This is a genomic window from Kytococcus sedentarius DSM 20547, from assembly GCF_000023925.1.
Taxonomy (GTDB): Bacteria; Actinomycetota; Actinomycetes; order Actinomycetales; family Dermatophilaceae; genus Kytococcus; species Kytococcus sedentarius.
In genome coordinates this window covers 2,243,410-2,261,867 of sequence record NC_013169.1, presented here as the reverse complement: position 1 = coordinate 2,261,867, position 18,458 = coordinate 2,243,410, and the positions used below count along the sequence as shown (strand labels likewise).

Sequence of the window (18,458 nt, the reverse complement as noted above, 5' to 3'; positions counted from 1 at the left end):
GGGGTCACCCCATCGGCCAGGGGGTCATCTCGGTGAGCTTGCCGCTGCGGCCGTCACCGGACGACCGCCGCGTGACCCGGCGCTTGACCCACGGACCGGCGTGGGTGCGGGCCCACTCGCGGTGCTCGGCCCAGGTGGGGCGGGGCGCGTCGGCGAGGTCGAGGGGCCGGCGGAAGGCCCCCTCATCGGCCTCGGTGTGGCCCAGCGCGGCGAAGGCGGCCAGGGCAACGCGGCGGTGCCCCTCGGGGGTCATGTGGATTCGGTCGGGCGCCCACATGCGCCAGTCCTTCAGGAAGTGCAGGTCCCACTGGTTGAGCACGTAGCACCCGTGGCGCCCGGCGATGCTGAAGATGTGCGCGATGTACTGGCCCACCCGGCCGCGGGTGGCGCCGATGATGGGGGCGCCCACCGGGTCGGTCGGGGTCACCATGAGGACGTCGGCACCGGTGGCGCGCAGGCGAGCGACGGCGCCGTCGAGCCGGGCGGCCAGGGCGTCGATGTCGGCGCGGGGCCGCAGGATGTCGTTGCCGCCGCCCACGATGCTGACCAGCACCGGGCCCGTCGCGCCGGCCACGAGCTCGGTGGCCGCGTCGGTCTGCGGGCCGGCGACGTCGGCCAGGAGGCGGCCGCGGACGGCGAGGTTGGCGTAGCGGAAGGGAGCGCCCGTGGCCGGGGGCCGGGGGTCACCGGCCGCGTCCGCGTGCTCGTGGGACAGCATCGTGGCCAGGCGGTCGGCCCAGCCGGAGAAGTCGCCGGCGGTGACGTGCTCGTCATCGGACATGCCCTCGGTGAAGGAGTCGCCGATCGCGATGTAGTTGGCCCAGTCGCGCGGGGTGGTGGCGAGGTGGCGCAGGGGGGCGATGCCGGAGCCGGGCACGCGCCAGTCGGACTGCTCGGGCTGGGTCGTGGGGGTGGTCGGGTCGGTCACGGCAGTCTCCAGTCGATGGGGTCGGCACCCTGCTGCGCGAGGAGCTCGTTGGTGCGGGTGAAGGGGCGGGAGCCGAAGAAGCCCCGGCTGGCGCTCAGGGGGGAGGGGTGCGGGGACTCGACGCACGGCATCGGGGCCAGGTGGGGGGCCAGGTCGCGGGCGTCGCGGCCCCAGAGGACGGCGGCCAGCGGTTGACCGTCGCGGGCGCGCTGCGCCAGGGCACCGATGGCGAGCTGGGTGATGCGCTCCCAGCCCTTGCCGCGGTGTGAGGCGGGGGCGCCGGGGCGGACCGTGAGGCAACGGTTGAGCAGCATGACGCCGCGCTCGAACCACGGGGTCAGGTCGCCGGTGGAGGGGCGTGGGCAGCCGGTGTCCTCGACCAGCTCGGTGTAGATGTTCTGCAGCGAGCGCGGGATGGGCCGGACGTCCGGGGCCACGGAGAAGCTCAGGCCCACCGCGTGGCCGGGGGTGGGGTAGGGGTCCTGGCCGACGATGAGGACGCGCACCGCATCGAGGGGCAGGGTGAAGGCGCGCAGGATGCTGTCGCCCGGCGGGAGGTAGCCGCGGCCGGCGGCGGTCTCGGCGCGCAGGAAGGTGCCGAGTTCCGCCAGCGTCTCGGCGGCGGGCTCGAGGACGGGCACCCACGAGTCGTGGACCCGGCCGGCGAAGGTGGGAGCGTCGTTCACGCGGCCACGGTACGTCGCCCGCGTCAGGGTGGCGGGGCGTGGTGGGGCGGGGTTGCCCAGCGTCGCCCCTGAGCGTCATACTTGTGGTATGAGCCTCACCACCATCAAGGTCGACCACGATCTGCGCGACCGGTTGCGCACCGCGGCTGCGGCACGCGGGCAGTCGATGGGTGCCCACATCGCCGCGCTGCTCGACGAGGAGGACCGCCGCGCCCGCTTCGCCGCGGTGCGCGAGGCGATGGCCGCGAGTCCCCCGGACGCCGCCTACCGGGTCGAGGCCGAGGAGTGGCAGGCGGACACGGGGGAATGACCGTCCACCCGGGGGACGTCTGGTGGCTCGAGCCTGCTCGGACGGTGGGGCGGGAGCAGGCCGGGCGTCGTCCCGCCGTGGTGGTGAGCGGCGAGGAGTACCTGGCCACGGTGACCACACTGGCCGGCGTCGTGCCTGTGACCACCACTGACCGCGGATGGCCCAACCACGTGCCGCTCACCGGTGCTCCGGGGTTGCCGGAGCACTCCTTCGCGATGTCCGAGCAGTTGACCACCGTGAGTCGGGACCGGTTCGTGCACCGCTCCGGTGTGGTGGACGCTACCTGTCTGGAGGCGGTGCGGCGGTGGGTCGTTGACGGGCTGGTGTAAGGGTGCGGGAACGCACGGGCTGCGTCGGAGAAGAACGGGCAACGGCGGAATGACACGGCTGTGATTCCCCCGTACCATCGCCCGCATGGGAGCAGCTGAGCAGACCGCGGGGGCCGCCGACGCGCAGGCAGGGGGCCTGTCGGCGCGCGACCGCGAGATCCTCACCTTCGAGCGGCAGTCGTGGCGGTACGCCGGGGCCAAGGAGCAGGAGATCCGCGAGCTGTTCGGCATGACCACCACCCAGTACCACCAACGCCTGAACCAGCTGCTGGACTCCGAGGCCGCGCTCGCCGCCGACCCGCTGCTGGTCAAGCGCCTGCGCCGCCAGCGCGACGCCCGCCACACCACGCGGCTGGCGGCGCGGAACCGCACGCACACGCAGTGAGCGGTCGGCCGGCGGGGCCGCCCGCACCCGGACCGGGGACGCACCACGCACGCTGAGGGGAGAGTTCGATGGGGGAGCAGGACCACGGGGGCGCGGGGACCGACGTCGAGGCCGCGCAGACCACGTACGCCGCCGCCGAGGTGTGGACCACGACGGTGCAGGGTCACCGCATCGAGGGGCGGTTCGCCAAGGGGTGGCCGGAGAAGACCGCCTGGCTCGTCGTCGACGGCACGGCGGTCGGCCGCGCGAGCAATGACGGGACGGTACGGGTCTCCGCGCCCACCGGGGCCCTGACCAACGCCGGGTGGAGCGGCTCGGAGCGCGGGCCGCTGGGCTTCGGGGGCGGCGTCACGCTGGAGGTGCGCCACTCCCGCGGCAAGGCCTACGACATGGACCTGCTGCCCCAGGGTGCACTGTCCCGCGAACGCTGCCTCGCCCTGGACCCGCCGGCCGGCAGCGCCGGCGAACGCTTCCAGCGCCTGCGCGAACGCCGCCCCCGCGTCGCGGCGCTGCGTCACCTCGTGATGCGGCTGGGCTGGCTCCTGGTACCGCTGCTGCTCCTGCTGGTGGAACCGGTGCTCGCCCTGCTGCGGCGGCTGCTGGGCCTCCTCGGCCTTACCCTCCCCAGCGTGCCGATGCCGGACCTGCCGGCCATCCCGATGCCGGACCTGCCCCGCCTGCCGCGCATCCCCTGGCCCGACCTGCCTGACCTCCCCAGCTTGCCCCGCATCCCGTGGCCGGACCTCTCGTGGCTGTTCGACCCCATCCGCCCAGTGATCGACTTCCTGCAGGACAACGGCCGGCTCATCGGTGCCATCGTGGTCGGTCTGGCGCTCGCGGCCACCGAGCTGCGCCGGCAACGCACCCGCCGGGAGACCCGCGACGCCGAACGCCAGGTGGAGCTCGAGCGCCTCGCCCGCGCGATGCGGCAGGTCGCCGAGCGGGAACGCCCCCCGCGCTGAGCCCGGCACCCGTCAGTCCGGCCAGACCCCGCTGGTGCCGCGGCGGTGCGAGCCCACCAGGTGGGTGTCCACCATCCCGATGGCCTCCATCAGCGCGTACATCGTCGTGGGCCCCACGAAGGCGAAGCCGCGCTGCTTGAGCGCCTTCGACAGCGCCACCGACTCCGCGGACTGCGTGGGCACCTCGGCCACGCGCAGCGGCCGCGGCGTCTCGGCGGGCCGGAAGGACCACACGAAGTCCGCCAGGCCGCCGCCCTCGCGCAGGGCCACGGTGGCCCGGGCATTGGTCACCGCCGCCTCGACCTTGCGCCGGTTGCGCACGATGCGGGCGTCGGCCATCAGACGCTCGACGTCCCCCTCGCCGAAGGCCGCCACGGCATCGGGGCCGAACCCGGCGAAGGCCTCCCGGAAGGCCGGCCGTTTGCGCAGGATGGTCGCCCACGAGAGCCCGGACTGGAAGGCCTCCAGCGTCAGCCGCTCGAACAGCCCGGCCTCGTCCCGGACCGGCAGGCCCCACTCGGTGTCGTAGTAGTGGCGCATCAGGTCGCTGGAGTCGCCCCACGGAGTGCGCGCCAGCCCGTCGGCGCCCACCACCACCTCGGAGCCCGCCGGCAACCCCGGTGCCGCCCCCTCGCCCGCGGTGCCCTGCCCCGCATCCCGCCCCGATGCGGTGACGCCCCCGCCGCTCATCGCTGGAGCCCCGTGACGCGCAGGGTGATGTTCAGCCGCCCGGGCAGCTCCGCCTCGGCCTGCGCGGCCGCCACCTGCGGCCCGGCGGTGCCCGGGTGGATCCGCGGCACCCCGTGGAAGGCGCGCCGTGCGGGGCCCCCGAAGACCACCAGGTCACCGCTCTCCAGCCGGATGTCGGTCCACGGCCGCGTGCGGGTCTCGGTACTGCCGAAGCGGAAGGTGCACGCGTCACCCACCGACAGCGAGACGACCGGTGCCTCGGTGAGCTCGTCGGCGTCGCGGTGCATCCCCATCGAGGCATCGGGCCGGTAGTGGTTCACCAGGGCGACGTCGGGCGCGGCCTCGGCCCATCCGTCGAAGCCGGTGGCGACCACCGCCCGGCGGTAGAGGCGCACCATCCAGTCCGGCACCGGCAGCGGGGCCGCGTCCTGCTCACCGGTCCGTGCGTAGCCGGCGGAGGTCCACACCCACCCGAAGGGGACCATCGTCACGCTCATCCGCCCGCCGCGCACGGCCGGTCGGTGCGCCGGGACGGGCCCGGCCGCCCAGCGGCGGTACTGCCGCACCACCCAGGCCTGCTGCCCCGCATCGAGCCATCCGGGCACCCAGTGGCAGCCGGGCGCCACCTCCTGCGCGGGGCGGGGGAGGGTCTCGTCGCCGAACAGGGCGCCCACGGCGGTCACACGGCCGGGTCGGACGGCCCGTCGTGCATCGAGAGCAGGAGCACCCCGGTGGACTGGAGCACCTCGGCGAACATCTCCGGCCCCTGGTCGAAGTGGTAGTCCCGGGCGGTGATGCCCACCTCGGCGGCGCCGGCCACGTTGTCCGGGCGGTCGTCCACGAAGACAACCTCCTCGGGACGCACGGGGAAGCCGGCGTCGGCCTCCGCGGCCAGGATGCGGCGGAAGAACTCCGGGTCCGGCTTCGCCGCCCCCAAGCCCGAGGAGGTGTAGACGACGTCGCTGATCTCGGCGAAGGCGCGGCTCTCGTCCAACCACGCGGCGCGGTGGGGCTGCTGGTTGGTGGCCATGGCCACCCGCAGACCGCGCTGGCGGGCCGCGACCACCATCGCGCGCTCCTCCTCCAGAGCCACCGTGTTGTGCCACAGAGCAGCGGTCGCCTCGGGGTCGGCGGAGTTGTCGTGGTCGTCCAGGACGGTGGCGATGACCTCGGGGAAGGTCGGGTCGTCCTCACCGCCGGAGAGCAGCGACACCTCGGCCACGAAGATCTCGTCGAGCACGGCGCGCGTGCGGCCCCACAGCGCGGTGTCGGCGGCCAGGTCCTCGGCCGAGGCACCCCATCCGGCCGCGAGGTGGGCCAGGGCGTCGTCGCGCCAGGTGTCGGGCATCCGCTGGATCACGGCATCGGCGTCCAGCAGCAGCAGGCGCACGGTGGACGGGCGAGGGGTCGGCATGGCTCGATTCTCCCACCTGCCGTCGTGGCAGGTCCGCCCACCCGGGCAGGAGGGATGCCCCCGTCCGCGGGGATGGGGTGCCCCTCTCCGAAGGGCGAGCCGGCCTGCCACCGGTGCGCCGGGGGCGTGCCGACCGCGCTTTGCACTCTCGGGTGGAGAGTGCCAAAATCGGACTTGGCACTCGGCGGCTCCGAGTGACAGTTCGCAGGTCGCATGGCCGAGGACAGTGCCCCTCGGCCGGTCTGGTGAACAGTGCGTGGAGCCGTTCCGGGTGAATGACAACCGACCACAGGTCGAGGGGCTCGCGCCCGGCGGTCAACACCGCACCGGCGCGCCCCGTCCGTCGCGGGCGACCGGTGGTCAGCCACTACCTGTGTGGGAGGAATCACCGATGGCCAAGACCATTGCGTTCAACGAGGAGGCCCGCCGCGGCCTCGAGCGCGGCATGAACACCCTTGCCGACGCCGTGAAGGTGACGCTCGGCCCCAAGGGCCGCAACGTCGTGCTGGAGAAGAAGTGGGGCGCCCCCACCATCACCAACGACGGTGTCTCCATCGCCAAGGAGATCGAGCTCGACGAGCCCTACGAGCACATTGGTGCCGAGCTCGTGAAGGAGGTCGCCAAGAAGACCGACGACGTCGCCGGTGACGGTACGACGACGGCGACCGTCCTGGCCCAGGCGATGGTCCGCGAGGGCCTGCGCAACGTGGCCGCCGGCGCCAACCCGATGGGGCTGAAGCGCGGCATCGAGCAGGCCACCAAGGCCGTGTCCGACGAGCTGCTGAACATGGCCAAGGACATCGACACCAAGGACCAGATCGCCTCCACCGCGTCCATCTCGGCCGCGGACCCGGAGATCGGCCAGGTCATCGCCGAGGCGATGGACAAGGTCGGCAAGGAGGGCGTGATCACGGTCGAGGAGAGCAACACCTTCGGCATCGAGCTCGAGCTCACCGAGGGCATGCGCTTCGACAAGGGCTACATCTCCCCGTACTTCGTCACCGACACCGACCGCATGGAGGCGGTGTTCGAGGACCCGTACATCCTGCTGGTGAACTCGAAGATCGGCGCCATCAAGGACCTGCTGCCGCTGCTGGAGAAGGTCATGCAGTCCGGCAAGCCGCTGGTGATCATCGCCGAGGACGTCGAGGCCGAGGCCCTGGCGACCCTGATCGTCAACAAGGTGCGCGGCAACTTCAAGTCCGTCGCCGTGAAGTCCCCGGGCTTCGGTGACCGTCGCAAGGCGATGCTGGGCGACATGGCCATCCTCACCGGTGGCCAGGTCATCTCCGAGGAGGTCGGCCTGACCCTGGAGAACGCCGAGCTCGACATGCTGGGCACCGCCCGCAAGGTCGTCGTCACCAAGGACGAGACCACCATCGTGGACGGCGCCGGCGACGACGCCCAGGTGCAGGGTCGCGTGAACCAGATCCGCGCCGAGATCGAGAACTCGGACTCGGACTACGACCGCGAGAAGCTGCAGGAGCGCCTCGCCAAGCTGGCCGGCGGCGTGGCCGTCATCAAGGCCGGTGCGGCCACCGAGGTGGAGCTCAAGGAGCGCAAGCACCGCATCGAGGACGCCGTGCGCAACGCCAAGGCCGCCGTCGAGGAGGGCATCGTCGCCGGTGGTGGCGTGGCCCTGCTGCAGGCCGCCACCAAGGCGTTCGAGTCCCTGAAGCTCGAGGGCGACGAGGCCACCGGTGCCGAGATCGTCCGCGTGGCCTCCAGCGCTCCGCTGAAGCAGATCGCCATCAACGCCGGTCTCGAGGGCGGCGTCGTGGCCGAGAAGGTGCGCGGCCTCAAGCCCGGCGAGGGCCTGAACGCGGCCACCGGCGAGTACGTCGACATGATCGCCGAGGGCATCATCGACCCGGCCAAGGTGACCCGTTCCGCGCTGCAGAACGCGGCCTCCATCGCCGCGCTGTTCCTCACCACCGAGGCGATCGTGGCCGAGAAGCCCGACAACAGCAGCAACAACGCTGGCGGCGGCGACATGGGCGACATGGGCGGCATGGGCTTCTGATCCCAGCCACCGGGCCGGACCACCACGGTCCGTGCCCGCGCACCACGACGGGCGGTCCCTCCTGTGGGAGGGGCCGCCCGTCGGCATGTGGGCTAGGTCCAATCCCTCTGCGGTGCAGGTGATGCAGTGGTTGTCGGCGGGGTGGTCTACCTTTCCGCGTGACGGGTCCCGCAGCGTGTGGTTCCCGCGTCGTCCGGGACGGCTGAGCTGCCCGGCTTCCCCACGGAGAAATCACCCATGCGTCGAGTCGCACTCGTCGTGGCTGCCCTCGTGGGCGTCAGCACCGTCCCCACCGCCGCGCCCTCCGTGGCCGCGGGTTCGTGCACCATCACCACCCCCAGCAAGATCGTCGTCGACCGGGAGTTCCGGGAGTACCCGGTGAGCTTCTCCGGTGCCTGCACCACCGGCTCGGGTTCGGGCAGCTGGGATGCCGTGCACCCGACCAAGGGCATCCAGGAGTTCTTCCTGGTCATCGGTGGCGACGCCCAGTACGACACGCGGCAGACCTTCGACGTGTACGACTTCATGACGCCCATCGGCACCTGGAAGGTCCGCCCGGGGGGGGCGCCTACGACAGCCGCTTCAACACCCTTACCCAGAACACGCGCACGATGACGGTGAAGCTTGGCTCCAGGAACGCGCTGAGCGCGAGCCGGTCGGGCAGCGCGGTGACGCTGACCAGCAAGGTCACGGAGTCCCCGTCCGGTGTCCACGTGCTCGCCCTCAGCCCTCGCCGAGCTCCGGGGGCAGCGGCGCGGCGTGCACCACCTCGAGCCCGCTCACCGCGCGCGTGAGCACCACGTAGAGGCGGCGCAACCCGGTGCGGTGGTCCGGCTCATCGGCCACCACGCGGGCCGGTTCCACCACGACGACGCGGTCGAACTCCAGGCCCTTGGCCGTGCCGGCCGGCAGCACGGTGCAGCGCGCCGGCGCCGCGTCGTCCAGGGCCGTGCCGCCCTCGACCCCTTCGAGGGCGGCCGTCACCGCATCGGTCCAGGCCCCGGGCACGATGACGCCGACGGTCCCCTCGCGCGCCAGCGCCCGCCCGGCGGCCCCACGGACGGCGTCCAGCAGCGCCTCGCCCGGCGCGCCGCCCGCCTCGTCGCCGCCACCCTCCACCGCCGTGAACGCGAGGTCGCCACGATTCGAGCGCACCGCCTCCGGCGCACGGAGCCCGTTCGCGATGTGCGGCAGCAGGCGCGCGGCGAGCTCGATCACCGCCGCCGGCACGCGGAAGCCGCGCACCAGCTCCTCCACGTGAGACCCCTCGGCCCCCAGGTGGTGCAGCGTCTCGTCCCACGAGGCGGTGGCCCACGGCGTGGTGCCCTGCGCGATGTCACCGAGCACCGTGAGTGCCCCGGTGCTGGCCCGGCGCCCCACCGCCCGCAGCTGCATGGGGGAGAGGTCCTGCGCCTCGTCGAGCACCACGTGCGCGTGGCTGGCGGTGCGCTCCACCGCGTCGCGGGCCTCGTCCAGCAGCGCGATGTCGGCGATCGTCCACCGGGCGGACCGGGGGCTGCGGGGCGCCGTCTCCCACAGCAGCAGCGCCTGCTCCTCGGCGGTCAGGACGCCCTCGGCGGCCCGGGCCAGCACGGCGGGGTCCGAGAGCAGCTCGAAGACCACGCGGGCCGGGTCGAGCACCGGCCAGAGCGACCTCACCGACGCCTTCACCGGCGTCGAGCGCGCCACCGCGTCGGCCACCCGGTCGTCGGGGGAGTCACCGGCGGCCTCCATCTGCACGAGCACCCGGTGGGCCAGGCGGCGCGCGAGCATCTCCCGGGCCGCGGAGTACCGCACCCCTCGCGTGCACAGCTCCTCGAGCAGCTCGCGCACCTCGTACGCGGGCACGCGCCACCGCCGCGACCCGCGCGGCACCACGAGCGGCTCGGTCGGCTCGGCGATGTGGCCCCAGATCGCCCGGTGCACCACCTCGGCCATGCGCGCGTCGCCCTTGAGTGTCGAGACCTCCGCCGGCTCCTGCCCGGTCGGCACGATCTCCAGCAGCTCCTCGATGGTGGTGTGCCCCACCTCCACCTCGCCCAGGGCCGGCAGCACCTGCCCCACGTGCTCCAGGAAGGCCCGGTTGGGCCCGATGACCAGGGCGCCGCCGCGCGCCATCCGGGCGGAGTGGGCGTACAACAGCCAGGCCACGCGGTGCAGGCCGACAGCGGTCTTGCCCGTGCCCGGCGCCCCCTGGACGCACACGGTGGTGGCGGCATCGGCGCGGACGATGACGTCCTGCTCGGGCTGGATCGTCGAGACGATGTCGCGCATGGGCCCGGTGCGCGAGCGCTCGATCTCCCGGGCCAGCAGCTCCGATGCGGTGTCCTGGCCCGCGGCGTCCCCGTCCGCGTCGCTGGTCAGCAGGGCCTCGTCCTCGTACCCGGTCAGCTGGCCCCCCTCCACGCCGAAGCGGCGGCGCAGGCTCACCCCCATCGGGTCGGTGGTCGACGCGCGGTAGTAGGCGGTGGCGACCTCGGCGCGCCAGTCGATGACGAGCGGGTCGCCCTCCTCGTCGGTGACGTGCCGCCGCCCCAGGTGCCAAGTCTCGGCGGCGTGGGCCAGCGGGTCGGTGCCGTGGCCGGGGGCCAGGTCGATGCGGCCGAAGAAGAGCGTCGTGTGTGGGTCGTCGGTCAGCGCGATGGCGCGGCGATGGAAGGTTGCCTTGAGGTACTCGGCAGTCTGCGCGTCGGCGCCCTGGGCGGTCAGGGCCAGGGTCCGCTGCCGCATCCGCCCCATCGCGGCGCGCGCCGCCGCCAGATGGGCGCGTTCGGCGACGAGCTCGGGGTCGGGAGTGGGGGTGGAGTCCATGGTGTCCTCTCGGGGCCGGTCCGGGGGGTGTGGAGTGGTCTCTCCGGTGGGCCGGATGAGGCTCGGGACGGCGCAGCCATCGGCGGTGAGCCGATCCGAGGGGGTCGGTCAGGAAAGCACGGGGGGGCCCTGAACGCAAGCAGGAATGCGAATCGTTATCAATTAGCGTTGACTGTTGCGCATGGCACGACAGGACATCCGCATCAAGGTCCAGCTCCGTTCCACGGCGGGAACGGGCTACGCGTACATCACCGAGAAGACCGCCGGAACAGCCCGGACCGGCTGGAGCTGCGTCGGTTCGACCCCGTGGTCTGCCAGCACGTCCTCTTCCGGGAGGCCCGCTGACGGCCAAGACCTCGAAGAAGCTGCCGCGCGACGCCACCCCCACCCGCCTGCGCAACCGCGACGTCGTGGACGGTCGCCCCCGCGCCTTCCATCGCGCGTTCGGGCTCTCCCGCATCCGGCTGCGCGAGATGGCGCACCGCGGCGAGCTGCCGGGCGTGACCAAGAGCGCGTGGTGAGCCACTCCCCATCCGTTCCGAGTACCCAGGAGGTTCCATGAAGAAGGACATCCACCCCGACGACCACCCGGTCGTGTTCCGTGACGCCGATGCGGGGTTCGCGTTCCTGACGCGTTCGACCACCACGCCGAGCCGCACCATCGAGTGGGAGGACGGCAACGTCTACCCCGTGGTCGACGTCGAGGTCTCCAGCGCCAGCCACCCCTTCTACACCGGGCGCCAGCGGGCCATGGACACCGCCGGCCGCGTGGAGCGCTTCCGCCAGCCGTACGGGGGCCGCCGGTGAGCGGCGCGCTCGACGGCGGGGCCTGACTCTCGGCCCGCTCCACGGCGGGGCCTCCTCCCGGGTGGGCCCCGCCTCGCTGCGCCGGGGCAGACTGCGGGGATGACGCTCCGCATCGACGCCCCGGTGTGGCCCGCCCACGGCACCCGCTTCAGCCACCTGGTCAGCGACCTTTCCTGGCGCGACGCCGTGGGGGAGCTGCAGGAGTTCGCCGCACGGGTGGGGCTGGACCGGCGCTTCTTCGACGGTGACCACCACGACGTGCCGGAGGACCTGCACGCCGCGTGCGTGGCCGCCGGCGCCGTGCCGACGCCCGGCCGGGAGCTGGTGCGGGCACTGATGGCGACCGGGCAGCGCCTGCCCAAGCGCAAGGACGAACGGTGCCTGGACCGTCGCGTGGACGGCCTGCCCGGCCTCGAGCTCCCGCACCTGCTCGATGTGGTGCGCTCACCCCATCGGCCTGTGGGGGACACGACACGGGGCTGGGTGGTGCTGGAGCGCGATGGGGCCGGTGGGTTCACCGTGGTGGACGGGGGCACCGGGAGCCACGGGTCCGCGAGGCCGGTGGGGCACCTGCGGGTGTGGGTGCCGGGTGGGGCCTCGCCCGAGGGGGTGGAGCTGCCGGGGCCGGGCCTCCGGGTGCGCGCGGGGGAGAACCGCGTGGTGCTGGTGCGGCTGACGGAGGCCTGAGGGTGCTGGTGCGCCTTCCTGTGTCAGCTCAGTTGCAGGATCTCCGCCTGCATGTTGGCCAGGGCCCGCGGTCCCCACACGTCCCGGGCGTGGTCGGTCACGTAGGGCGTCCCGGTGGTGAGCAGGCCCTCCAGCACCGTGCGTCGCCCCCGTCGGAACAGCACCCCGGGGACGTGCCGGTACTCCTGCCGGACCGATGCGGTGTAGCTCGCGTACCGCCCCGGCGGCGCCGCCAGGATCCACAGGTCGGCGTCGCTGACCAGCCGTCCGGCGGTGTCGGTGGGGTCCTCCACCCGGTGGTCGGCCGTCAGCAGCACCAGCCGGGCCACCTCGTCGGCCACGGACGTGGCCGCGCCGAGGCTCGTCAGCACCTCCCGGGCGAGCTGCGCGGAGTCCCGCTCGTTCCGGGTGCCGCGGGCCCGCGGGTCGTACACCGCGTCGTGGAACCACAGGGCCAGCTCGCCCAGCGCCACGGTGTGGGCGTCGGCCCCGTCGGCGCCACCCTCCTCGGCGGCCACGAGTTCTTCGAGGGCCGCCAAGGTCTCGCGCAGGTGCTGCAGGTCGTGGTACCCGCGGTGCGGCTCACCCCATCGGGCCAGCAGGTCCTGCCCACCCGACAGTGTCTGGCCCTCGTCCCGGGGCGTGCACAGGACGGTGAGGGTGTGGCGCCAGCGGGCCAGCAGGACGTCGTACGTCCACGGAGTGCTCACCCGGCCATTCTGCCGCAGCACGTTGCGATGGGGTAACGATCTGTCACCCATCGGTCGCTCTTTTCCCGTCCTGCTCCGGGGTGCTTGGGGGCCGTTTCGCGTGGCCCGGGAAAGCGCACCACCGTGCGCCCAGGCCGGATTCCGGTGGGCGGTCACGGAGCGCGCTCGGAGGCGCCGTGGGGCGGCCTGTCGCGGCGGATGGACTGGTTGAGAACCCACCGGCCCGTCCATAACGTGGCATGGCAGACCACTCGGGCGCAGCCAGCGCTCGCCATCGCAAGGAGGAACATCATGACGACGCGACGCCGCACACTGATCGCCGCACTCGCCGCTGCCAGCCTGGGAATGGCGGCGTGCGGGGGCGATGAGGACAACTCCGGCGGGGGTGAGGACGGGGCAAACACCCTCGAGAAGCTGAAGGAGGAGGGCACCATCACCATCGGTTACGCCGGTGAGGAGCCCTACTCCTTCCAGAACGACGACGGGGAGCTCACCGGGGCCACCGTGGCCATCGACAAGAAGGTCTTCAACGAGCTCGGCATCGAGAACGTCGAGGGCAAGCAGGTGGCCTGGGAGGCACTCATCCCGGGCCTCGCCAAGGGTGAGTTCGACGCGATCAGCGCCGGCATGTCCATCCTGCCCGAGCGCTGCGAGAAGGCTGCCTTCGCCGACCCGACGATCATGTACACCACCGCCCTGATGGTGCCCGAGGGCAACCCGGAGGGCCTGTCCACCCTGCAGGACGTCGCCGACGCCGGTCTCACGCTGGCGGTCACCAACGGCGCCATTGAGCAGGGGTACGCCGAGGACATGGGCATCGACACCCAGGTGGTCTCCGACATGCCCGACGGCATGGACGCCGTGGCCAACCAGCGTGCCGACGTGTTCGCGCTGACCGGCATCTCGCTGCGCGCGATGGCGGAGAACAACCCCGACGCCGGGGTCGAGGTGACCGAGCCGTTCACCGCCGTGGTCGATGGGGTGGAGCAGGTCGGTGCCGGGTCCACCGTCTTCCGCAAGGACGACACCGAGCTGCTGAAGGCCTACAACGAGGAGCTCGCCTCCATCGTCGGCGAGGAGCAGGCCTTCGTGGACACCGTGGGCGAGTTCGGCTTCACCGACGCCGAGCGTCCGCAGGGCGACATCACCACCGAGCAGCTGTGCAACGGCGAGCTGCCGGAGGCGGAGGGTTCCGGTGAGGAGGGTTCCGAGTCCGGTGACTCCGGCTCCGAGGAGAGCCCCGAGTCCGAGGACTCGGGCTCCGACGAGAGCTGACCCGCCACCGTGAGCGAGTTCCTCGACAACCTCGCCACGGCCTGGCCACGCTTCGTCGACGGCTTCTGGGTGACCGTCCAGCTGTCCGTCGGCGGAGCGTTGGTCGGTTTCGTGGTCGCCGTCGTGCTCGGCATCGCCGCCAGCACCGGCACCGCGTGGCTGACCGGCCCGGCCCGCGTCATCATCGAGTTCTTCCGCGGCACCTCCTTGGTGGTGCAGCTGTTCTTCATCTTCTACGTGATCCCCACCGTGACCGGCTACGACATCGGGTCGCTCGGCACCGGCATCCTCGCCTTCGGGCTGAACTACGGGGCCTACGGCGCCGAGGTGGTGCGCGGGTCGTTGAAGGCCGTCCCCAAGGGGCAGTGGGAGACCACCACCGCCCTGTCCATGTCCTACCCGACCGCGCTCCGCAGGGTCATCTGGCCGCAGGCCTGGGCACTGATGCTGCCGGGTCTCAACAACCTCGCGGTGATGCTGGTCAAGGGCACCGCCCTGGCGAGCCTGATCCTGCTGACGGACATCACCGAGGTGGCCGACCGCGCCCGCCGCACCATGTCCACCTACGAGGCCTTCGGGGTGGCTGCGGTGCTCTACCTGGCGATCGCACTGGCCTTCTCGGCCTTCCTGCGCTGGCTGGAGGTACGAGCCCATCGCAAGCTGGGACGGGGCAAGCGGGCGCCGCGGAGGACTGAGGACGTCGAGGCACCCGGCGCCGGGGCCGCCATGCAGGGGGTGAACGCATGAACGAGCTCTGGGACAACGAGGTCGCCCTCGAGGCCCTGCCGGTGATGCTGGAGGCCTTCGTCAAGGTCACCCTGGTGGTGACGGTGATCGGATCCCTGGTGGCCGCCGTGCTCGGGCTGGTGTGGGCGGTCTCCCTGCGGGAGCTGCCCGCCGTGGTCGGCAAGCCCCTCGGGTGGGCGCTGGACGTGGTGCGCATGACGCCCCTGCCGCTGCAGCTGTTGTTCGTGTACTTCACGTTCAACCAGCTCTCGGGCATGGTCGTGGGCATCGTGGTCATGGGCATCCACTACTCCACCTACATGGCGGAGTCCTACCGGGCGGGCATCGAGTCGGTCCCCCGGGGCCAGTGGGAGGCGGCCACCGCACTCTCCCTGCCGGCCCGTCGCACCTGGACGGACCTGATCATCCCGCAGGCGCTGCGCAACACCCTGCCGTCACTGGGTGGGTGGGCCATCGCGATGTTCAAGGACACGCCCTTCCTCATCGTCATCGGTGTGCCGGAGATGGTGACCGCCGCCCAACGGGTGGGGGCGCAGAACTTCACCTACACCGAGGCCCTGACCATCGCCGGCGCCATCTTCCTGGTGGCCAGCTATCCCACCTTCCTGCTGATGCGATACCTGGAGAAGAAACTTGAGTACTGAGATCACCCCGGCCCACCGCGAGCTCGCCGCGGACCTGGCCGCCGCCAGCGAGCCACCCCGCATCGTCTTCGACGACGTGGTCAAGAAGTTCGGGGACACGACCGTGCTGCAGGACCTCAACTTCTCCGTAGAGCGTGGCGAGCGGGTCACCCTGATCGGCCCGAGCGGGTCGGGCAAGACCACCATCCTGCGGCTGGTCATGACCCTGGAGGAGCTCACCGGCGGGTTCATCTACGTCGACGGTCAGCCACTGACCCACGAGATCCGGGGCGACAAGCGGGTGCCGCGCAAGCGCAAGCAGGTCGGTGAGCTGCGCAAGCGGATCGGCATGGTCTTCCAGCAGTTCAACCTGTTCCCCAACATGACCGTGCTGGAGAACATCACGGAGGCGCCCGTCCGGGTGCTGGGCCAGAGCCGGTCCACGGCCGACGACCGGGGCGCCGAGCTGCTCGCCAAGGTGGGCCTGGCCGGGCGGGAGAAGGCCCACCCCACCCAGTTGTCCGGCGGTCAGCAGCAGCGCGTGGCGATCGCCCGGGCGCTCGCGATGGACCCCGAGATCCTGCTGCTCGACGAGGTCACCTCGGCCCTGGACCCGGAGCTCGTGGGGGAGGTGCTGGGCGTGCTGCGCGACATCGCGGCCGAGACCGACATCTCGATGTTGATCGTCACCCACGAGATGAACTTCGCCCAGGACGTCTCCCAGCGCGTGATGATGTTCGACGGCGGCCGGGTGGTCGAGGAGGGTGAGCCCGCGCGGATCTTCAACCAGCCGGAGCACGAGCGCACCCGCGCCTTCCTCTCCAGCATCCTCTGAGGGCCGCGCCCGGGGACCCACGTCGTGGCTCGGCGCGGCTTCCCGGGGCCCGGGGCCCGACGCGGCACTCAGGCCGTGGGGGCAGCCGGAGGTCGTTCGGTGCCGTCGGCCAAGCGCACCGTGAGGTAGGGCAGGAAGGCTTGCGTCAGCGGGCCGATCGCCAGCGCGTAGAGGATCGTCGCCACTCCGAGGGTGCCGCCCAGGAGCACGCCGGCCACGATCACGGTCACCTCCAGGCCGGTGCGCACCACGCGCAGGGACCACCCAGTGGTGTGCGCCAGGCCGGTCATCAACCCGTCACGCGGCCCGGGGCCCAGCTGCGCACCGATGTACATGGCGCTCGCGACCCCGTTCAGCGCGATGCCGGCCACCATCAGGCCGATGCGGGGCGCCCAGTCCTCCGGCGTCGGGAGCAACGCCAGCGTCAGGTCGGCGGCCGGTCCGATGAGGAGCGCGTTGCCCAGGGTGCCGAGGCCCGGTGGCTGGCGCAGCGGGATCCACAGCAGCAGCAACAGGACACCGACCAGCACCACGGTGAGCCCGAAGCTCAGCGGCAGGTGCGTGCCCAGGCCCACGTGGAAGACGTCCCACGGGATCTGCCCCAGGGTGGCGCGCAGCACCATCGCCATCGAGGCGCCGTAGAGCGCCAGCCCCACCAACAGCCAGGTCAGGCGCAGCGGGAGGCGCCCGGCGCGCAGCTGGGCGAGGGGCCCGAGGGTGGCCAGCTCCGTGCGGCGGGAGCGGCGCGGGGTGCGTTCCGTGGCGGGGGTTGCAGGGCTGGTCACAGGGCACAGTCTGCGTCACGGGTGCGGGCAGCGAACCGCCCGGGCCGGTGGTCACACACACCCACGGCCCGGGCGGTCCTTCCGGGGAGCTCCCAGGGGAGAGGGCTCGACCCGGCGGGGACCTTCTCGTCCCCACCCGTACCGTCCGGTCGCACGGCGGCCGGCACGGGAGTCCTTGGTCATTCCTTGGCGCCGGCGGTCACCTCCACGTCCTGGCGCTCGCCGTCGCGCACCACCGTGACGGTGGCGGTCTCGCCGACGGCTCGTTCGTGCATCTGGGCGATGAGGGCCCACATGCTGTCCACCGACTCACCGTCGATGGCCACCACCACGTCGCCCTCCTCGAGCCCGGCCTCGGCCGCGGCGGTGTTCGGCTCCACCGACGCGATGCCGGCGCCGTTCACGTGGGCGCCGTCGACCTGCACCGTGGCGTCGGTGACCCGGACGCCCAGCTGCGCGTGGGTGGCCTTGCCGGTCTCGATGAGCTCGCTGGTGACGTTCTTCATCTGGGTGGCCGTGATGGCGAACCCGATGCCGATGTTGCCGCCCTCCTGGCCGTTGGAGCCCAGGGTGGCGATGCTGGAGTTGATGCCCACCAGCTCGCCGGCGGAGTTCACCAGCGCGCCGCCGGAGTTTCCCGGGTTGATCGCCGCGGAGGTCTGCACCGCGTTCGTCACCACCTGGGTCTCGGCGTCACCGGCCCGGACCGGGCGGTCCAGCGCGCTGACGATGCCGGTGGTCACGGTGCCCGAGAGGCCCAGCGGGTTACCCACAGCCATCACAGGGTCGCCGACGTTGAGCTCCTTGTCGTCCCCGACCGTGATCGGCTGCAGGTCCTCGGGCGCCTGGTCGATCTTCAGGACCGCGAGGTCCGTCTCAGGGTCGGTGCCCACGACGGTGGCGTCGTACGCCCGGTTGTCGCCGATGGTCACCCGGATGTCCTGAGCGCCGCTGACGACGTGGTCGTTGGTGACCACGTGGCCCTGCTCGTCGAGGATCACGCCGGAGCCCGACCCACCCGCCGTGGCACTGGCCACCGAGATGGCGACCACGCTGGGGGAGACCTGCTCGGCCACCCCGGACCAGTCGACACCGTCGGCGGTCGCCACGGGGGCGGCCTTCGCGCCGTCGCCCGACTCGGCGCCGTCACCGGAGCCGTCGGACTCACCGGCGCCGTCCTGGCGGTCGCTGGCGGGCTCGCCCTGCGCCACCTGGCTCTCCGAGGGGGAGGTGCTGCCCCCGGAACCGATGACTCCGTTCTCCGCCAGCGTCCAGGTACCGGCGGTGGCCAGGGCAGCCGACAGCACCGCGGCGGTGGGCACCTGCCACCAGCCACGCGAACGCTGCGGGGCGTCCTCGTACTGCCTCGACGAGCTGTAGGGCGGGTACTGGTCACCCTGGCCGTACGGCTCGTCCTGCCCGTGCTGGGTCATCGTTGCTCCTTCCGACAC

The 18,458-nt window shown here is 72.4% G+C and carries 22 protein-coding genes and 1 pseudogene; 14 read left to right on the top strand and 9 right to left on the bottom strand.

The window, feature by feature from the left end; genetic code table 11:
• Positions 1 to 4 precede the first annotated feature (4 nt).
• Positions 5 to 928: an SGNH/GDSL hydrolase family protein gene (locus KSED_RS10720; protein ID WP_015780106.1), complete on the bottom strand. Its 924-nt coding sequence runs from the start codon at positions 926 to 928 to the stop codon at positions 5 to 7.
• Complete coding sequence (locus tag KSED_RS10715) at positions 925 to 1,614, bottom strand: uracil-DNA glycosylase (protein ID WP_015780105.1); 690 nt, start codon at positions 1,612 to 1,614, stop codon at positions 925 to 927. The genes KSED_RS10720 and KSED_RS10715 overlap by 4 nt, the downstream gene beginning before the upstream one ends.
• Before the next feature lie 88 nt (positions 1,615 to 1,702).
• On the opposite strand from KSED_RS10715, the gene KSED_RS10710 reads away from it, so the two are divergent.
• From KSED_RS10710 to KSED_RS10695, 4 genes are all read left to right on the top strand, one after another.
• A complete protein-coding gene (locus KSED_RS10710; protein WP_015780104.1) occupies positions 1,703 to 1,924 on the top strand; it encodes a ribbon-helix-helix protein in 222 nt (73 codons plus the stop codon).
• Entirely contained in the window at positions 1,921 to 2,253 is a 333-nt protein-coding gene (locus KSED_RS10705; RefSeq protein ID WP_015780103.1) for a type II toxin-antitoxin system PemK/MazF family toxin, read from the top strand. Before KSED_RS10710 ends, KSED_RS10705 begins: the two co-directional genes overlap by 4 nt.
• A gap of 85 nt (positions 2,254 to 2,338) precedes the next feature.
• The gene (locus tag KSED_RS10700; RefSeq protein WP_015780102.1) at positions 2,339 to 2,638 is read left to right on the top strand and encodes a DUF3263 domain-containing protein; all 300 of its coding nucleotides are present in this window, start codon (positions 2,339 to 2,341) and stop codon (positions 2,636 to 2,638) included.
• 68 nt (positions 2,639 to 2,706) lie between these two features.
• On the top strand, positions 2,707 to 3,600 hold the full coding sequence (locus KSED_RS10695; protein WP_015780101.1) for a hypothetical protein: 894 nt from the start codon (positions 2,707 to 2,709) through the stop codon (positions 3,598 to 3,600).
• Positions 3,601 to 3,612: 12 nt separating this feature from the next.
• On the opposite strand, the gene KSED_RS10690 is transcribed toward KSED_RS10695, so the two are convergent.
• Genes KSED_RS10690 through KSED_RS13800 form a run of 3 tightly spaced genes read right to left on the bottom strand, consistent with a single transcriptional unit; the run spans position 3,613 to position 5,704 of the window.
• Positions 3,613 to 4,290: a DNA-3-methyladenine glycosylase I gene (locus KSED_RS10690; protein WP_015780100.1), complete on the bottom strand. Its 678-nt coding sequence runs from the start codon at positions 4,288 to 4,290 to the stop codon at positions 3,613 to 3,615.
• Positions 4,287 to 4,973: an alpha-ketoglutarate-dependent dioxygenase AlkB family protein gene (locus KSED_RS10685; RefSeq protein WP_015780099.1), complete on the bottom strand. Its 687-nt coding sequence runs from the start codon at positions 4,971 to 4,973 to the stop codon at positions 4,287 to 4,289. Before KSED_RS10685 ends, KSED_RS10690 begins: the two co-directional genes overlap by 4 nt.
• Complete coding sequence (locus tag KSED_RS13800) at positions 4,970 to 5,704, bottom strand: HAD-IA family hydrolase (RefSeq protein WP_015780098.1); 735 nt, start codon at positions 5,702 to 5,704, stop codon at positions 4,970 to 4,972. Before KSED_RS13800 ends, KSED_RS10685 begins: the two co-directional genes overlap by 4 nt.
• Before the next feature lie 391 nt (positions 5,705 to 6,095).
• On the opposite strand from KSED_RS13800, the gene groL reads away from it, so the two are divergent.
• Together groL and KSED_RS10670 are read left to right on the top strand one after the other, a co-directional pair.
• The gene (gene groL, locus KSED_RS10675) at positions 6,096 to 7,727 is read left to right on the top strand and encodes a chaperonin GroEL (RefSeq protein ID WP_015780097.1); all 1,632 of its coding nucleotides are present in this window, start codon (positions 6,096 to 6,098) and stop codon (positions 7,725 to 7,727) included.
• Positions 7,728 to 7,964: 237 nt separating this feature from the next.
• Positions 7,965 to 8,342, top strand: a complete 378-nt coding sequence (locus KSED_RS10670) for a hypothetical protein (protein WP_015780096.1) — start codon at positions 7,965 to 7,967, stop codon at positions 8,340 to 8,342.
• A gap of 108 nt (positions 8,343 to 8,450) precedes the next feature.
• On the opposite strand, the gene KSED_RS10665 is transcribed toward KSED_RS10670, so the two are convergent.
• Positions 8,451 to 10,538, bottom strand: coding sequence for a HelD family protein (locus KSED_RS10665; RefSeq protein ID WP_015780095.1), 2,088 nt, complete (start codon positions 10,536 to 10,538; stop codon positions 8,451 to 8,453).
• Between KSED_RS10665 and rpmG the strand changes: the two genes are divergently transcribed.
• From rpmG to KSED_RS15405, 4 genes and pseudogenes are all read left to right on the top strand, one after another.
• Positions 10,488 to 10,883: a 50S ribosomal protein L33 gene (rpmG, locus tag KSED_RS15770; protein WP_373419160.1), complete on the top strand. Its 396-nt coding sequence runs from the start codon at positions 10,488 to 10,490 to the stop codon at positions 10,881 to 10,883. The genes KSED_RS10665 and rpmG overlap by 51 nt on opposite strands.
• 14 nt (positions 10,884 to 10,897) lie before the next feature.
• Positions 10,898 to 11,059, top strand: a pseudogene (gene rpsN / locus KSED_RS10660) (30S ribosomal protein S14); the annotation flags it as partial.
• 37 nt (positions 11,060 to 11,096) lie between these two features.
• Complete coding sequence (locus tag KSED_RS10655) at positions 11,097 to 11,345, top strand: type B 50S ribosomal protein L31 (protein ID WP_015780094.1); 249 nt, start codon at positions 11,097 to 11,099, stop codon at positions 11,343 to 11,345.
• A 99-nt stretch (positions 11,346 to 11,444) separates the two neighbouring features.
• Complete coding sequence (locus tag KSED_RS15405) at positions 11,445 to 12,032, top strand: DUF4031 domain-containing protein (protein ID WP_015780093.1); 588 nt, start codon at positions 11,445 to 11,447, stop codon at positions 12,030 to 12,032.
• 23 nt (positions 12,033 to 12,055) lie between these two features.
• Here KSED_RS15405 and KSED_RS10645 read toward each other — a convergent pair whose 3' ends face one another.
• Positions 12,056 to 12,742, bottom strand: a complete 687-nt coding sequence (locus KSED_RS10645) for an HD domain-containing protein (RefSeq protein ID WP_015780092.1) — start codon at positions 12,740 to 12,742, stop codon at positions 12,056 to 12,058.
• Between the two features lie 291 nt (positions 12,743 to 13,033).
• On the opposite strand from KSED_RS10645, the gene KSED_RS10640 reads away from it, so the two are divergent.
• From KSED_RS10640 to ehuA, 4 genes are read left to right on the top strand one after another with little or no spacing between them, the layout of a single operon-like run.
• The gene (locus KSED_RS10640; RefSeq protein ID WP_015780091.1) at positions 13,034 to 14,017 is read left to right on the top strand and encodes a transporter substrate-binding domain-containing protein; all 984 of its coding nucleotides are present in this window, start codon (positions 13,034 to 13,036) and stop codon (positions 14,015 to 14,017) included.
• Between the two features lie 9 nt (positions 14,018 to 14,026).
• Positions 14,027 to 14,764 carry an amino acid ABC transporter permease gene (locus tag KSED_RS10635; RefSeq protein WP_015780090.1) on the top strand — a complete coding sequence of 246 codons (738 nt, stop codon included), beginning with the start codon at positions 14,027 to 14,029 and terminating at the stop codon, positions 14,762 to 14,764.
• Entirely contained in the window at positions 14,761 to 15,408 is a 648-nt protein-coding gene (locus KSED_RS10630; protein ID WP_015780089.1) for an amino acid ABC transporter permease, read from the top strand. The genes KSED_RS10635 and KSED_RS10630 overlap by 4 nt, the downstream gene beginning before the upstream one ends.
• A gap of 34 nt (positions 15,409 to 15,442) precedes the next feature.
• A complete protein-coding gene (ehuA, locus tag KSED_RS10625) occupies positions 15,443 to 16,222 on the top strand; it encodes an ectoine/hydroxyectoine ABC transporter ATP-binding protein EhuA (RefSeq protein ID WP_049758689.1) in 780 nt (259 codons plus the stop codon).
• Positions 16,223 to 16,290: 68 nt separating this feature from the next.
• Here the strand turns inward: ehuA and yczE are convergent, their stop codons facing one another.
• On the bottom strand, positions 16,291 to 17,007 hold the full coding sequence (gene yczE / locus KSED_RS10620; protein WP_015780087.1) for a membrane protein YczE: 717 nt from the start codon (positions 17,005 to 17,007) through the stop codon (positions 16,291 to 16,293).
• 179 nt (positions 17,008 to 17,186) lie between these two features.
• Positions 17,187 to 18,440: a S1C family serine protease gene (locus KSED_RS10615; protein WP_015780086.1), complete on the bottom strand. Its 1,254-nt coding sequence runs from the start codon at positions 18,438 to 18,440 to the stop codon at positions 17,187 to 17,189.
• Between the last annotated feature and the right edge of the window lie 18 nt (positions 18,441 to 18,458).

Coding starts and splice junctions, on each gene's coding strand:
- KSED_RS10630 (WP_015780089.1), top strand. CDS start 14,761: ATGAACGAGCTCTGGGACAACGAGGTCGCCCTCGAGGCCCTGCCGGTG.
- KSED_RS10670 (WP_015780096.1), top strand. CDS start 7,965: ATGCGTCGAGTCGCACTCGTCGTGGCTGCCCTCGTGGGCGTCAGCACC.
- KSED_RS10690 (WP_015780100.1), bottom strand. CDS start 4,290: ATGAGCGGCGGGGGCGTCACCGCATCGGGGCGGGATGCGGGGCAGGGC.
- KSED_RS10665 (WP_015780095.1), bottom strand. CDS start 10,538: ATGGACTCCACCCCCACTCCCGACCCCGAGCTCGTCGCCGAACGCGCC.
- KSED_RS10655 (WP_015780094.1), top strand. CDS start 11,097: ATGAAGAAGGACATCCACCCCGACGACCACCCGGTCGTGTTCCGTGAC.
- rpmG (WP_373419160.1), top strand. CDS start 10,488: ATGGGCGCGTTCGGCGACGAGCTCGGGGTCGGGAGTGGGGGTGGAGTC.
- KSED_RS10705 (WP_015780103.1), top strand. CDS start 1,921: ATGACCGTCCACCCGGGGGACGTCTGGTGGCTCGAGCCTGCTCGGACG.
- KSED_RS15405 (WP_015780093.1), top strand. CDS start 11,445: ATGACGCTCCGCATCGACGCCCCGGTGTGGCCCGCCCACGGCACCCGC.
- KSED_RS10615 (WP_015780086.1), bottom strand. CDS start 18,440: ATGACCCAGCACGGGCAGGACGAGCCGTACGGCCAGGGTGACCAGTAC.
- KSED_RS10700 (WP_015780102.1), top strand. CDS start 2,339: ATGGGAGCAGCTGAGCAGACCGCGGGGGCCGCCGACGCGCAGGCAGGG.
- KSED_RS10710 (WP_015780104.1), top strand. CDS start 1,703: ATGAGCCTCACCACCATCAAGGTCGACCACGATCTGCGCGACCGGTTG.
- KSED_RS10640 (WP_015780091.1), top strand. CDS start 13,034: ATGACGACGCGACGCCGCACACTGATCGCCGCACTCGCCGCTGCCAGC.
- groL (WP_015780097.1), top strand. CDS start 6,096: ATGGCCAAGACCATTGCGTTCAACGAGGAGGCCCGCCGCGGCCTCGAG.
- KSED_RS10695 (WP_015780101.1), top strand. CDS start 2,707: ATGGGGGAGCAGGACCACGGGGGCGCGGGGACCGACGTCGAGGCCGCG.
- KSED_RS13800 (WP_015780098.1), bottom strand. CDS start 5,704: ATGCCGACCCCTCGCCCGTCCACCGTGCGCCTGCTGCTGCTGGACGCC.